At 51.2% G+C, this 14,452-nt stretch carries 13 protein-coding genes; 8 read left to right on the top strand and 5 right to left on the bottom strand.

Features of this window, described 5'->3' with window-relative positions:
- Positions 1-15 precede the first annotated feature (15 nt).
- From M3223_RS18550 to M3223_RS18535, 4 genes are all read left to right on the top strand, one after another.
- Complete coding sequence (locus M3223_RS18550; protein WP_251564470.1) at positions 16-660, top strand: SGNH/GDSL hydrolase family protein; 645 nt, start codon at positions 16-18, stop codon at positions 658-660.
- Between the two features lie 290 nt (positions 661-950).
- Positions 951-2,186 carry a hypothetical protein gene (locus tag M3223_RS18545; RefSeq protein WP_251564310.1) on the top strand — a complete coding sequence of 412 codons (1,236 nt, stop codon included), beginning with the start codon at positions 951-953 and terminating at the stop codon, positions 2,184-2,186.
- Between the two features lie 8 nt (positions 2,187-2,194).
- Positions 2,195-2,671, top strand: a complete 477-nt coding sequence (locus M3223_RS18540; protein WP_251564308.1) for a hypothetical protein — start codon at positions 2,195-2,197, stop codon at positions 2,669-2,671.
- Between the two features lie 170 nt (positions 2,672-2,841).
- Positions 2,842-3,676, top strand: a protein-coding gene (locus tag M3223_RS18535) for an IS5 family transposase (RefSeq protein ID WP_251564306.1) whose coding sequence is annotated in 2 segments (ribosomal slippage) — positions 2,842-3,243 and positions 3,245-3,676 — 834 coding nt in all. Because the reading frame shifts where the segments join, the coding sequence is not laid out codon by codon here.
- 61 nt (positions 3,677-3,737) lie between these two features.
- Here M3223_RS18535 and M3223_RS18530 read toward each other — a convergent pair.
- Genes M3223_RS18530 through M3223_RS18520 form a run of 3 tightly spaced genes read right to left on the bottom strand, consistent with a single transcriptional unit; the run spans position 3,738 to position 7,518 of the window.
- Positions 3,738-4,970 carry an amidohydrolase family protein gene (locus M3223_RS18530; protein WP_251564468.1) on the bottom strand — a complete coding sequence of 411 codons (1,233 nt, stop codon included), beginning with the start codon at positions 4,968-4,970 and terminating at the stop codon, positions 3,738-3,740.
- 32 nt (positions 4,971-5,002) lie between these two features.
- Positions 5,003-6,256 carry an amidohydrolase gene (locus tag M3223_RS18525; protein WP_251564304.1) on the bottom strand — a complete coding sequence of 418 codons (1,254 nt, stop codon included), beginning with the start codon at positions 6,254-6,256 and terminating at the stop codon, positions 5,003-5,005.
- Between the two features lie 29 nt (positions 6,257-6,285).
- A complete protein-coding gene (locus M3223_RS18520; RefSeq protein WP_251564302.1) occupies positions 6,286-7,518 on the bottom strand; it encodes an amidohydrolase in 1,233 nt (410 codons plus the stop codon).
- A 336-nt stretch (positions 7,519-7,854) separates the two neighbouring features.
- On the opposite strand from M3223_RS18520, the gene M3223_RS18515 reads away from it, so the two are divergent.
- Genes M3223_RS18515 through cysK form a run of 4 tightly spaced genes read left to right on the top strand, consistent with a single transcriptional unit; the run spans position 7,855 to position 11,409 of the window.
- On the top strand, positions 7,855-8,694 hold the full coding sequence (locus tag M3223_RS18515; protein ID WP_251564300.1) for an ABC transporter ATP-binding protein: 840 nt from the start codon (positions 7,855-7,857) through the stop codon (positions 8,692-8,694).
- On the top strand, positions 8,627-9,394 hold the full coding sequence (locus M3223_RS18510) for an ABC transporter permease (protein WP_251564298.1): 768 nt from the start codon (positions 8,627-8,629) through the stop codon (positions 9,392-9,394). The genes M3223_RS18515 and M3223_RS18510 overlap by 68 nt, the downstream gene beginning before the upstream one ends.
- A gap of 27 nt (positions 9,395-9,421) precedes the next feature.
- Positions 9,422-10,471 carry an ABC transporter substrate-binding protein gene (locus M3223_RS18505; RefSeq protein WP_251564296.1) on the top strand — a complete coding sequence of 350 codons (1,050 nt, stop codon included), beginning with the start codon at positions 9,422-9,424 and terminating at the stop codon, positions 10,469-10,471.
- Positions 10,472-10,485: 14 nt separating this feature from the next.
- The gene (gene cysK / locus M3223_RS18500; protein WP_251564294.1) at positions 10,486-11,409 is read left to right on the top strand and encodes a cysteine synthase A; all 924 of its coding nucleotides are present in this window, start codon (positions 10,486-10,488) and stop codon (positions 11,407-11,409) included.
- Between the two features lie 74 nt (positions 11,410-11,483).
- Here cysK and M3223_RS18495 read toward each other — a convergent pair whose 3' ends face one another.
- A complete protein-coding gene (locus M3223_RS18495; RefSeq protein ID WP_251564292.1) occupies positions 11,484-13,685 on the bottom strand; it encodes an MMPL family transporter in 2,202 nt (733 codons plus the stop codon).
- A 22-nt stretch (positions 13,686-13,707) separates the two neighbouring features.
- Positions 13,708-14,337 carry a TetR/AcrR family transcriptional regulator gene (locus M3223_RS18490; protein WP_251564289.1) on the bottom strand — a complete coding sequence of 210 codons (630 nt, stop codon included), beginning with the start codon at positions 14,335-14,337 and terminating at the stop codon, positions 13,708-13,710.
- Between the last annotated feature and the right edge of the window lie 115 nt (positions 14,338-14,452).

Below are 14,452 nucleotides of genomic sequence, written 5' to 3'. Positions count from 1 at the left end.
AGGTTCATAGTGAAGATGCTTTATTTAGCTCTTGGCGATTCCATTACCTACGGACAAAGCGCGACTTCCAAAGCGCTGGCTTACCCCCAAGTGGACGTCCGCGCACTTAATGCACGCGGCTTCCGGACGAAAGGATTTGTTATCGCTCTCCCGGGATGGAGCAGCGCGGACTTGCTGGCTGCCATTGAAGGGCCAGGCAGTAAATTGATTCGTGAAGCCGATGTGATTACGGTGTGGATCGGGGGAATCGATGTCGCCAACTATGCCCTGGAAGCCTACCGCAACCAGGAGCCAATCAATCTGGAGCCGATTCTGGCCGATTATGCTCAAAATCTCGGCGCCATCCTCAGCTATATTAGACAGAACAGCCGGGCGCGAATTGTTGTCTGCACCCAGTACAATCCTTTTCCGAACTCTACCATTGCCGTGCTGGGCATCCAGCAATTGAACGTCGTAACGAGAGCCGTTGCGATGTCGTACGGCGTGAGAGTTGCTCCAGTTCACCGCTGGTTCGAGGGCAAACAGCGGCAATTGATCTATGGCTACAAAAACGGCATCGTCGAAGACGCTCTGGACGGATTTTTCCCGATTCATCCCAACAACCGCGGACACCAAGTCATCGCGAGAGGACTGCTGCCGTTTTTGGCGAGGCGGCGGTAATATGTGGTGATTATATCTGATTAAAATAAACCCTAAATTCAGTTGAGTTTAGGGTTTATTTTTTCGACTATACCAAACAATTCTTTACATATAGTTTAAATTCATTTCCAGCACCTCGATAATAATTTACGACTAAATAAGTTGATTCAGGGAAATTTGTAACAAAATTAATGAGCGACGTCTTTTTTTCACTAACATATTATTTAAATATAAATACTGACTATTGATATTACAAGATATAACATCGTCTTGCTAACGAAAACCAAAGTTTAATGGAGGAATATTTTAGAATGAAAAGAAATTTTTTTATGTCATTAGCTCTCTCAATAAGCATATTGCTGACAAGCGGTACACTTCCTACTGCTAAAGTTCATGCAGAAGAAATTCAATCCCTTCCTACTGAAATCTCCTCTGAATCTGGCTTAACGACTTTGACAGTCATGGCAGTGGTCAAAGAAGTTATTGATACGGATTTGCATAAGAAGCTTGTGCTTGATCGACAAGACAACACTACATACACCTTGGAAGTCAACAAAATCCCAGATTCCACTTATTATACTTGGAGTATGGAACTAACTCAGAATATGGAAGTGTTAAGTAATCAAGAATTAACAGTACAATCTTTCTCTGAGAATTTTTCAATGGATAGTCTGACTCAAATTGTTCAAATGAATGATCATGAGCAGATTTCTAATTATATTGAGAGCAATGTAGTTTTTAAAGAGGAGGAACAAACGGCCTCGTCCCAACGAAGGGCGATTCCAGTTATAGCAGTAGCTGTGGCAGGTCTTTCTTCATCGACAATTGCCTCTTTAAATATTGCAATAAACGCTGCCACAGTAGCCGCCATTGCTACTGCAATCACTAATGTATACAATGACAAAAAATCAACTTCAACTTTAAGCTTCCCCTCGGGTTCGCAGGTAGATGCAAAGTATGACGACTTTGCAAATTACCCAACAGATTTTCAACGAGATGCCGCCAATCATTTTGAACTATCCTTGGTAAAAACAATAGCAGATATGTTTAGAAATAATAACAACGATGGCTATAGTAATCTTGAAATCTTTGCAACTTCAACGAAAGGGTCCGATTTAGGGGCAAGTATTATGACAGTCGCCACTATAGGCAAAGATTTATATGGGATTGGAAACCGTCACTTGGGTAATAAAATGGGCCGCTCATGGGCAAACAAGAATTACGCCGATGAGAGGTTGAATCTTAAAGGTTACACAGTATACATGGTTTACAATCACCAGTCCAAGAAGATCTTTCATTTCCATGCCGTTCCAAGTGAAAACAGAACTGTTGAGACAATGCATATGCGATATAATTACAATTACGATCTTCAGATTTTCCCAAAATATCAACAGACTAAATTTTATTTGGAGCCACCATCTGATTCTCCCCAGCGACAACAGTGGGAACAAACTAGACTAACGCACGCTAGAAATAGAAATGAGAAATTAGAAATAGAGATTGGTGGTGTTGGAAAAAGGGCCGTAATCCCGAAGAAAAACCCATAGAAAGTGGCGTGATTCGCATTTACAACTACGCTTCAAATAGGATAAATGAACGTACTTTTCAAGATTTAGTTGTTAATGGGCTCTCAGATTTTGATTTCAGTGACATTTCGGTTTCGTCCGAACTGAAAAGCTCAGATATGATTCATGTTGTGGTCAAAAAAAATGATCATGAGCTTACATTTTCATTAGAAGCTCTATCGGAAGCTTTTTTAGTAAGCAACGGACTAATTGATGAATTTAAATTGCCTAATAGTCATAAATATACCCGATTTAAAGTTCTAAGTGATACATCAAGCACAACTGAATTGCTTGAAGCAGCATTAACGATTACAGGCGCTTATTTTTGGATCGTTTTAATCGAGAGCGACTATTTAATGAATAAGTTGCACGATATTCCAAGCGGTATTGCTATTCATTATCTCCGCCCGATAGAAGTGCTGGACAGTAATTTTTCAGCGTATGGACTCTATTGGCTAGTTTTCTAACAAGGCATTATTTTGACTTTTACGTTGAATATTAACGCGGTTTAATCAGCTCTATGATTTACTTGAGAACTATTGTCCAATACCTGTAGCTCACTCTGTTGAAATTAAATCCAAACACTAAGAGCTTATCTCAAAATAATTGGGTAATAAAGGGTACGAGGTGATGAGAGATGCGAATCAAAACCTGGACCCTATCCAATGAATTTTGGGACATGATCAAAGACGAACTGCCGGAACCGACAAAACGAGATCCGAATCGAATCTATAAACGTAAACCAGGCGGAGGCCGAAAATCGGTAGATCCCAGGAAAGTACTGGAAGGCATTTTGTATGTGCTCCGTACCGGCTGTCAATGGAACGCCGTTCCGCGTGAATATGCGAATTCAAGTACCCTTCATCGCTATTTTCAACGTTGGACCGCGGAAGGTTTCTTTGAGCGGATCTGGCTCCTCGGTCTGCAGATGTACGATGAATGGGAGGGCATCGGTTGGGAATGGACGAGTATAGATGGCAGCTTGGTAAAAGCGCCGCTTGCCCTTGAAGCCGTTGGGAAAAACCCAACGGATCGGGGAAAAAAAAGGGACCAAGAGAAGCGTATTGGCTGACCAAACGGGACTTCCGCTGGCGATCGTCATTGATGGAGCCAACCGACATGATGTCAAACTTCTTGAAGAAACCTTGGATCATCTGATCCTTGAGCCCCGGACAACGACTTCACAACCTCACTTGTGTGCGGATGCAGGTTATCAAGGAGAAACAGCCCGTCAGCAGGTCATTGACCACGGTTTCATCCCTCACATTCGGTCGCGAGGCGATGAAAAGAAAGAGAAACAAAAAGGTCAACGTCCGCGTCGCTGGGTCGTGGAAGTGTTATTTTCATGGCTCAATCGCTTCCATAAAGTACTTGTTCGTTTTGAAAAGAAGGCTCGAAACTATTTAGGGCTGCTTCACTTCGCCTGCGCTCTCATTGTCTGGAGAAAAATAATCCCGGTTCATGCTCACTGATTTTATTTTGGGATAGGCTCTAAAAAAGCGACCCCTCAAGGTCGCTTTTCCTTTTCCTACACTAAACTCCCGCTCCATCCAACGCTCCTGAAACAACGTTTCCTTTATACAAAACGGCTTGCCGCTTCGCTCTCCTCGCCACCGCTTCCGCTGAACAGCTGGCGTGCACGAATACTACGCTGGCTTCGTCGCCAACGGCAGGCCATACCCTCTGCCCTTCGCGGTTCAGCGGCGTTCGGCCGCCGGTAATAAAGCCGAGCGTTTGAGCCAAGGTCAACTCTTCGGTGCAACGATACACTTCCGCCAACCGGCCTGCCTTTTCCAAAATATCGCCATTACCCAGCGGTGACCAGTGATCCGTTATGCTGTCATGTCCAAGTTCAACCTTAACGCCTTTCTCATGAAGCATCGGAATGGGCATGATCAGACCGCCAAGTGGAACAGAGGATGCGACCGAAATGCCAAGCGCGGCAAACCGCTCCGCAAGCTCCGCAGCCGAGCCCGCAGGCGCGCCTGCAAAACCAAAGGCATGACTGACTGTCACTCTTCCCTGCCAGCCCGCTTCTTCCGTCAGATCGGCCAGTCTTTTCATCGTAAAAATGCCCAGATGATCGCGGTCATGAATATGCACATCAATACCCGCGTTGGCCTCAACGGCAATGTCCATAATCGTTTGCAGCGACTTTTCAATGTTCTCGTCCACGGTCGCCGGATCGACGCCGCCAACGAGGGTAGCTCCTCTGCGCATTGCTTCCTTCACCAGATCCGTTGCCTGCGAGCGGAGCAGCCCATGCTGCGGAAACGCGACTACCTCGTGAGAGATTTTGCCGGAAAACGTCTCGAGCGCACGCATCGTCGCTTCCAGGTTTTTCAGTCCGATGATTGGATCGACGTTGCAGTGAGTCCGAATATGCGTAGAGCCGGAGCTAATCAGCAGATCGAGCATCTTTTCTGCTCTCTCCTGCGCCGTACTCAGCTGTTTCGGAAGAAGCTCCTTCTCCTCTTCCATCCGCCCAAAAATGCTCGTGACCGGCCGGACCGCCTTCCAGGGCCCGCCGTAATACGTTTTATCGATGTGGATATGCATCTCTTTAAACGAAGGCAGCATCAGCAGCCCCTTGGCCTCTACAATCGGCAGCTCGCCTTGCTGAGGCGCATCGGATGTTATTTCCGTGATTTTCCCGTCCTCAACCCGAATATGGCAAATTTCCGTCTCCGTTCCCGCAATTCTGCCGTTGTCGCGCCGATAGCCGCTTTCCAAACGAACATTCGTGAGCCAGTACGCCGAACTCATCATCGCTTCACCCTTTCTCCGGTTATGATTGATCAAGCTTGAGGCTGTTGCGGCTCGGTTGCCAAAGCTCCCGCACTTAACTTCCCCTTGTACATCACCGCAGGGCGATTCGCCCTTCTGGCCACAGCCTCCGCCGAGCAGCTCGCTTCAGCAAATACCATGCTCGCCTCGTCGCCCGCCTTCGGCCAGACGCGCGCTCCTTCTTTATTGAGAGGAGTCACCCCGCCCGTGATGAACGCCAGCGCTTGCGCTAATGAAAGCTCGTCCGTCCAGCGGAAGCGGTCGGCAAGGCGCCAAGCCTTCTCCAGAACATCGCCGCTGCCAAAAGGAGACCAGGAATCATAAAACCCGTCGTTGCCGAGCTCAACCGCGACTCCTCTGTCCCGCAGCAAAGGAATAGGCGGAATTGATCGGTTAATCGGAGCCGTAGACATAACGGACATCCCCAGCTCCGCAAACATCTGCGCCATATCGTCCGCACGCCCGAGCGGAACTTCACCGAGCGCAAAAGCGTGGCTGACCGCTACCCGGTCATGCCATTTTGCCTCTCGCGTCACATCGGTTAGTTTTTTCATCGTGTACAAACCTAACTGGCCGGAATCATGCAAATGCATGTCGATATCCGCATTGCACTCCACCGCAATATCCATCATCTGATCCAAAGCCGCCTCAATCCGTCCGTCGATTCCGGCTGGATCGAGCCCTCCGACAAGCGTAGCGCCTTCACGCATGGCCTGCCTCATTAAGCGGGGAACATCGTTTTTCAGGGAACCATGCTGCGGAAAAGCAACAATTTCGTACGTAAGCTTATCCTCGAATTGCTCCAGTGCCAGACGTACCGACTCCAAGTTTTGCAACCCGATGTACGGGTCGATATTGACGTGGGTACGCACGTGGGTCACTCCCGACTGCGCAAATAGAGCGAGCAGCAGCTCCGCTCTTTCCCGGACGGTTTTCGCCAGAATCGGGAGCTCCAGCGCCTCCAGCTCCAGCCGATCCGCTAGCGATCTGGCCGGAATACACGATGTCCACGGGCCTCCCATGTACGTTTTATCCAGGTGATTGTGCATCTCCTTAAAAGGAGGGAGAGCCAGGAGACCTTGAGCGTCCAGACGGGGGAGCTCCGATCCAATTTCAACTAAAGCGGCAGGTTCGATTCGGGCTATCTTCCCGTCCTCAATCAGCAGATGGCAAATCTCGCTGTCCGTCCCCGTGACGGCACCGTTTTCGAGCCGATATCCGCTTTCCAGAAGAACATTCGTTAACCAAAATGCATCAGGCTTCATCGTTCCAGCGACCTCCTTATGCTAAAGATCTAGTTCCTGTCCAGTGAACCGGATACAATTTTCCCTTTAAACATAACGGCAGTCCGCTTTGCCCTTCTGGCCACTGCTTCTGCGGAGCAGCTCGCTTCCACAAGCACCATGCTGGCTGTGTCACCGGTTTTGGGCCATATTCGCTCCCCTGCACCGTTCAGCGGCGTTATGCCCCCTGTGATGAACCCTAATGTCTCGCCAAGCGCCCGTTCCGAGCTTCTTCCGAACAGCTCCACCAAACGGTTCGTGCGCTCAAATACGTCCCCGGTTCCAAACGGAGACCATGAATCAAAAATATTATCGCAGCCCAGCGCTATCGGCACGTGTCGCTCATGCAGAAAATTCACGGGAGGCATCATTCTGCTGATTGGCGCACTTGTAATAATCGTAATGCCGAGCTCGGCGAGCATACTCGCCATATCCTCCAATTCCTGCCCGTCCGTATCCGCCAGCGCCAACGCGTGGCTGATCGACACTCTCCCCTGCCAGCCCGCTTCCTCCGTCAGCGCTGCCAGCCGCCGAATCGTAGCCAGGCCGAGCTGGCCGCCGTCATGCAGATGCAGATCAACACCGGCGTTCGCCTCTACCGCAAGCTCCATCATCTGCTGCAGGGATGCTTCCATATTGCCATCGACGTTGGCCGGATCGACACCGCCGACCAGTCCAGCTCCCCGGCGCAGCGCTTCCCGAACGAATGCCGCGCTGTTGCTGCGAAGCAGCCCGTGCTGCGGAAAAGCTACAATCTCATGCGACAGCTTGCCTTCATAAGCAGCCAGAGCCGCTTGAACGGCTTCCAGGTTTTGCAGGCCGACCTCCGGATAAATATCAACATGGGTCCGGACATGCGTTGATCCGGCTTGAAGCAAGGTGGCGAGCATCGTCTCGGCTCGCTCTTTTGTTGTTGTTGGCAAGGTTGGAAGGACGTTTTTCTCGATCTCAAAACGTTCGATCAGATTGGCAGCGGGGGTCACCGCTCTCCATGAATCTCCGAGCAGCGTTTTATCCAGATGGCAGTGTTTTTCAATAAAAGAGGGCAAAGCCAGCAAATTACCGGCGTCTTTTTGAGGAAGGTCATCCATTAATACAGTAGCAGAGGGGACGATTTGGGATATGGTATCGCTTTCAATTAACAGGTGGCAGCTTTCCGTTACGGTCTCCGTAACAAAGCCCTCCTGGTGGAATCGATACCCGCTTTCTAACCGGACGTTCGTTAACCAATAAGCTTCGCTCAATTTTCCGCTCACCCTTCCCGAAAATAAGATTAGCTTTTGTTAGGGTCACTCGTTTCTCTCGCCCTATCTTCATTAATCAGGAAGTTTCTGTCAAGTGCGGGATTGCGTCATAGGGCTATAGCATTCCTATAGTTAACCGATACAGAGTCTGATCCAATTCGAATCATGGAGCTAGTCGCGAACTTACTGTGAACAAATCCCAGCGAGGACAGTATAATTCATAAATTTCCGTTGACATCATGGGTTAATCCGATAGAATTTAAATATTAATTCCGATAAAATAAATAGAATTTATATTCGTTTTTATAATGACAGTGAACAGTAGGGGGTGCCGTATTGATAGAGATCCGGAACGTAACAAAACAATTCCAGTCCCGGGGCCAGAGCGAGCTGTTTACGGCCTTGGACGATGTCAGCTTAACGATCGGAAAGGGCGAGTTTGTGTCTTTGCTTGGCCCTTCCGGTTGCGGAAAATCCACTCTGATGAACCTGGTCGCAGGACTCGAAACAGCAACGGGTTCGGTTGAGGTTGCAGGGAAACAGGTAACAGGACCCGGACCGGACCGCGTTGTCGTGTTTCAAGAACATGCTCTTTTCCCATGGCTGACCGTTCTGGAGAACGTCGCCTTTGGACTAAAACAGAAGGGCATGGGCAAAAAAGAGCGGACCGAGCTCGCGATGGAGCAAATCCGTTCCGTTCACCTGAGCAAGTTCGCCGATCGTTATCCCCATGAGCTGTCCGGCGGCATGCGGCAGCGCGCTGCCATCGCGCGTGCGCTGGCCATGGATCCGGACATTCTGCTAATGGACGAGCCGTTTGCCGCTTTGGACGAACAGACCCGTCTGATTTTGCACCGCGAGCTCGAGGACATCTGGCTGCGCACCAAAAAGACGATTTTGTTCGTGACTCATAACATCCGCGAAGCGGTCATGCTCTCGGATCGCGTCGTAGTCATGTCTACCCGCCCGGGTAAAATCAAAAAGGAATTCCGAGTACAAGCCGCAAGGCCCCGTCACAAGGCGGACTCTTTGCTCCATCACGTAGAGAACAGCATCATGGAGTGTCTGCGGGACGAGCTCGATAAAGTCATCAAGGAGGAAATGGGCGATGAGTACAGCCTTAAGAAGGACGCTGTTCCTGGCGATTCTGATCCTGGCATGGGAAGCGGCATATAGACTAATTGGCTGGCCGGCCTGGAAGTTTCCTTCGGCGCTTCAGACTTTTGAGACGCTGTATAACGGATTCATTGACGGCAACCTGCTCGAAGCGACCTACCAGAGCATGAAGCGGCTGCTTACGGCGTTTGTCATCTCAATCTCCGTCGGCACGGTGCTCGGCTTTTTGTTCGCCCGCTACCGGTGGCTGGACGAAACGCTCGGCTTCCTCGTCGTAGCTCTGCAGACGGTGCCAAGTATCGCTTGGCTCCCGTTCGCGATTATCTGGTTCGGCCTCAGCGACACTTCGGTTATTTTCATTACTGCGCTAGGAGCTACCTGGACGATGGCAATGGCTAGCCGGACCGGTATTATTAACATCCCTCCGATTTATACTAAAGCAGCGCAAACGCTGGGAACCGGCACGGGATTTCGCATGTTTTTTCAAATCATGGTTCCGGCTTCATTCCCTCATCTAATCACCGGGGTGCGGGTGGCATGGGCATTTGCTTGGCGTGCGCTGGTCGCAGGCGAGCTCATTGCCAGAGGCGTTGGTCTTGGCCAGAACCTGCAGGCCGGCCGCGATCTTGGCGATACGGCGCTCATCCTGTCGGTCGTGTTCATCATCGGCATTCTTGGAACGATCTCCGACCACTTCTGCTTCAAAAAGCTTGAGGAAAGAATCCTTGTCCGTTACGGCTTAGCCGGCGTCAAGAAATAAATTTAACTTACGAAAGAGGTACAGTAGATGAAAAAGCTGATCACCACTCTTGTATCCGTGGTTCTGGCCATGACGGTACTGTCCGCCTGCGGCGGCAAAAACAGCGAGACTCCGAGCGGGTCCGAAGGCTCGTCCACAGATGCGATTACCGTCCGTCTCGGCGTGTTCAAGAACATTACGCACGCACCAAGTTATGTTGCGCTGGATAAAGGCTACTTCCAGAAAGAATTCGGCGACAACGTAAAAATTGAAGTTCTCTCATTCGATAACGGCTCCGAATTTTCCACCGCATTGGCTACAGGAGAGATCGACCTCGGTACGGTCGGTCCTGGTCCGTCCACGAACCAATACGTGAAATCGAAAAACTTCCGCGTCGTTTCCGGCTCCAACAATGGCGGCGCTGTGCTCGTCGTTGGCAAGGATTCGGGAATTACCGATGTAAAGGACCTCGTTGGCAAAACGGTTGCGATTCCAACCAAGGGCAGCACAAACGAAATTTCCCTGCGCCTGCTGCTCCAGCAGGCCGGCCTTAAAGTAACCGACGATGCAACGGGCGTACAGATCATCGCCCGCGCGCCTGCTGACACGCTTATTGCCATGCGCCAGAAGGAAATTGACGCAACTCTTATTCCAGAGCCGTGGGGAACTCAAATGGAGCAAGAGGGCATCGGCTCCATCCTCGTCGACTGGAACAAGATTCCGCCGAACAACGGCGACTACCCGCTGACGATCATGGTCGCGAGCGATAAATTTATTAAAGAGCATCGCGATCTGGTTAAAGCCGCCATTAAGGCAAACCTGCAAGCCATCGATTTCATTGAGAAGTCGCCGGACGAAGCTTATACCTCAATCAACAACCAGCTCAAGGAGCTGACGGGCAAAGCGATGGACGTCGAGCTGATTAAGGCCGCTCTGTCCCGCTGCCACATCACTGCCGATCTCAGCACGGAAGCGATTGAAGAAATGGCGAAGGTGTCCATTGAAGCGGGTTATATTAAAGACATTACGGTCGACACCCTCGACCTGAGCGAATTTGTCGACCTTTCCATGCTTGAAGAAGTGAAGAAAGAATCGTAAGGAGCACTTAAGCAATGAGCAAAAAAATCGTAAACAGCGTCATTGAATTGATTGGCGACACCCCGGCAGTCCGCATTAATCGTCTCGTCGGCCCGAACGATGCCGAGGTGTACATCAAGCTTGAAATGTTTAATCCGAGCGGCAGCGTGAAAGACCGCGCCGCTTACAACCTGATTGCCCAGGCCGAGCTGGACGGCCGTCTGCAGCCTGGCGCAACGATTATTGAGCCTACAAGCGGCAATACCGGCATCGGTCTGGCGATGAATGCGGCAGCCAAAGGCTACAAGGCGATTCTGATCATGCCCGATAACATGACCAAAGAGCGCATCAACCTGTTGAAGGCTTACGGCGCGGAAGTCGTGCTGACGCCGGCAGCGGAACGCATGCCCGGCGCAATCCGCAAAGCGCAGGAGTTAAACGCGCAAATTCCGAACAGCTTCATCCCGCAGCAATTCGAAAACCCAGCCAACCCGGACATTCACCGCACAACGACAGCTCTCGAGATCATCGAGCAGATGGAAGGCCGTCTCGATGCCTTTGTCGCCTCCTCGGGAACAGGCGGCACGATTACCGGCACCGGCGAAGTGCTGAAGGAAAAGCTGCCGGGTATCCGCGTTCTCGTCGTTGAGCCTAAGGGCTCGCCGGTTCTCTCCGGCGGCGAACCTGGCCCCCATAAGCTCGTCGGCACCAGCCCCGGCTTCGTGCCCGATATTCTCAATACGAGCGTTTACGACGAGATCGTGCAGGTGGAGGACGAAGATGCCGTGCAAACAACGCGTAATCTCGCCGCCCGCGAAGGCATCCTCGTCGGCCCTTCCGCCGGCGCTACCCTCTGGGCGGCGCTTCAGGAAGCCCGCCGTCTCGGCCCCGGCAAACGGGTGCTGTGCATCGCCCCGGATACGGGCGAACGCTACTTGAGCATGGGGATTTTTTTCTAGCCTTGTGAATGGTGATTGTGAAAAGAGAGCATGCCAAAGACCACAGCCCCTTAAAGAGGCTGCGGTCTTTTTGTTTACATGGTTTCTTTAACCGCTGCGGAAGCCTGCTTCGAAGGCCAGAATACCCGCTTGCCGATCCATACGGTAAGCGCAGGCACAAGGAAGGAACGGACGACAAACGTATCGAGCAGAACGCCAATAGCAGTCACGACGCCGAATTGGACGAGCACCTGAATCGGCAGCGTCACCAGAACGGCAAAGGTTCCTGCCAAAATTAAACCGGCCGAAGTAATGACGCCTCCCGTTTGCGCGACGCCTTCCGCAATAGCCCGGTTAAGCGGCATGGTTTTGCTCTTTTTCCAAATGCTCGATACCATAAAAATATTGTAATCCTCGCCAAGCGCAACCAGGAACACAAAGGCATACAGCGGAATAAGCCCCTGAATGGCCTCCGCTCCAAACCAATGATGCAGCACAAGCCAGCCAATGCCGAGAGCGCTGAAGTAAGAAAGCAGGACCGTTCCCATCAGATAGAGCATGGCAACAAATGAACGCAGATAAACAAGCAGGAGCAGGGCAATCATGATGATAACAACAGGGATGATCCGGTAAGCATCCTGCATGGTTACATGACGCGTATCATATTGCTCGGAGGTAGCCCCCGCAATCCACACCTTGTCCGCCGCATCGGAGATTCCCGCATCCTTAAGCGACTGTTCTGCAGCGGATCGGATAACCGGAATCATATCAAGCGCCTCGATGGAATACGGGTTCATCGCAAGCTCGACTTGGTAGGATACGATGCTCGAATCCCTTGTACTGGGAACCGGTTCGGAGACGCTGCTGATCTGTTCCAGTTCCCCCAGCCTCTGATCAAGCGCAAGCTGTGCGCCGCCGGTTTTGGCCAGAATCTGAACCTTCGCCAGACTGCCCTCGGAGAAATGCTCGCCAATTAGCGTGAAGCCTTCCCGGGAGGGCATATCCTCGGGGAAGGAAGACAGCGTGTCGTACGTAAATTTGATTTGAAATGAAAAGGCAGCCGTAATACCAAGCAGAATAAGCGTTGAAATAGCGATCCTTTTCGGCCGCTTTACGATGGCTTCTCCCAAACGAATGCCAAACTGGGATTGTTTTCTGGCCGCCCGGTACGGCTTGTTTTTTTGCGCAGCGCGCGCAGCTGCCATCTCCGGCGTACGCGGCACAAACGGATAGAAGGATGCTCGGCCGAAAATAGCCAGCAGGGCGGGCACGAGCGTGAGGCTTGCAACCATCATAATCAGAATCGATAAGCTGAACGGTACGGCGAATCGGTGCAGAGCCCCGTATTTTGCCAGAAGCAGCGCCAGCAAGGACATGACAACAGTCAAACCGCTCATCGTAATCGCTCCACCGGTATCTCTCAGAGCTCGGAGCAGAGCTTGTTTTTTATCCGGCTCTGTAGTCAGCAAGCTGCGGAAGCGGGCAATCAGAAAGAGGCAGTAGTCGGTACCCGCCCCGAAGAGAAGCACCGTCATAATGGCCAAGCTCTGCGAATCGTATGTAATCCAGCCTCTGTCCGCCATCCAGCCCAGAACCGGACCTGTCAGCCCATAGGCGAATCCAACCGCGACAAGCGGAATGAGTGCGAGAATCGGAGAGCGGTAAATCAACAGCAGAATAATAAGCACAAGCAGCGTAGTTCCGATCAAAAGCGAAATGTCAGCCGCCTTAAACAACGATGTTGCATCTACGCCTATGCCGGCAGGTCCGGTAATCCGGGCGCCAAGCTCCGCATCCTTCAAGGACATTTCAAAAGGCTTAGATGAAAATATACCGCCAGAGGCCTGCTCCAATTGCTCCAGACTAATCTTCAGCTCATCGGAGGAAGCGTTTTGATCAAAAACGACGGTCTGCAGCAGGGTCGTACCATCTTCGGAAATCATCGCTTTCATACCCGGCAGAGGCATCTCATGCAGCGGCGGCAGCTCCGTTTGATGGGGCAGCGGATGCTCGGCCAGCCGCTTGGACAAGGCTTGGATAAGGCTCAAATCCTCATCGGTAAGCCCCGCCGCTCTGTGCCAGGCGACAATGGCCGGTATGCCTTTATGCTCATTTAAGGCATCCGCTTGAACGGACGGGGAGTTGCTTGGAAGGTTTGCCGCCGTATCGTTTTTGAACTCGTTTGATGAAGGAAGAAATGCGTTAGCAAGACCGACGATGACGATCCAAAGCAGAAGCGTGATCCATTTCCCCCGTCTGCCGCTCACAGCATCCGCGATTCGTTTTAAACCGTTCATACTCCAGACTCCCTTCTTCATCCTAGATAGTTTCTTGTCTGCCCTTATCAGAGGCCAATCCGTAAAGCAAAATATCAACAGTGCCCGCAGCCTGAGCCTCTATCGGCACAGGAATACCGCCGCCAGGTATACCTGGCTTACGCTGAATCATGCTCAGCAGCGTAAAGGCGCTTGGAATCGGATCAAGCCCCGACTGCCGGACGTCCCGCAAATGCCCCTTCCGCTGGCCCTCCTCAAACAGAGACGCGATGGGAAGCAAGTAACACCTCCGCCACCATTGCGTTATCAGCTCCCGGTTTTCCGGGCGAAGCTCCTGCCGGATGTCCCGTTCCATTTGGCTAAGGTCGTCGGGCATGTTCCGCAAAATATAAACGACAACCTTAATCAACCGCTCCCGCACCGAGCCGTCACTTGCAACGAGGCCTTCCATGACGGTTGTTGTAGCTTCCGTAACGGTCCGCAGCACCTCGGTATAGAGAGCTTCTTTATCGGCAAAGTAGTGGTACATCGCAGGCTGCGTCAGGTCGCAGGTGTCGGCAATCTGGCGCGTCGTTACCGACCGGTAGCCATGCTCCATAAACAGGTCATGCGCAGTAGATATAATCTTTGAGCGCGTTGCTTCATCAAGCGCTTGTTTTTTTCGGCGTCCCATAATCCGGTATCCCTTCTTCTAAAATTACGGCACCTCCATTTATTTTATCATGCGATAAATAAAGAGATCCTGTTTATTTTATCAACCGATAAATAAAATGACAAGGCTGAAATAG

Source organism: Paenibacillus pasadenensis (assembly GCF_023715725.1).
Lineage (GTDB): Bacteria > Bacillota > Bacilli > Paenibacillales > Paenibacillaceae > Paenibacillus_O > Paenibacillus_O pasadenensis_A.
Note: the sequence above shows the minus strand (reverse complement) of the source record. Positions and strands in the feature narration are given on the sequence as shown.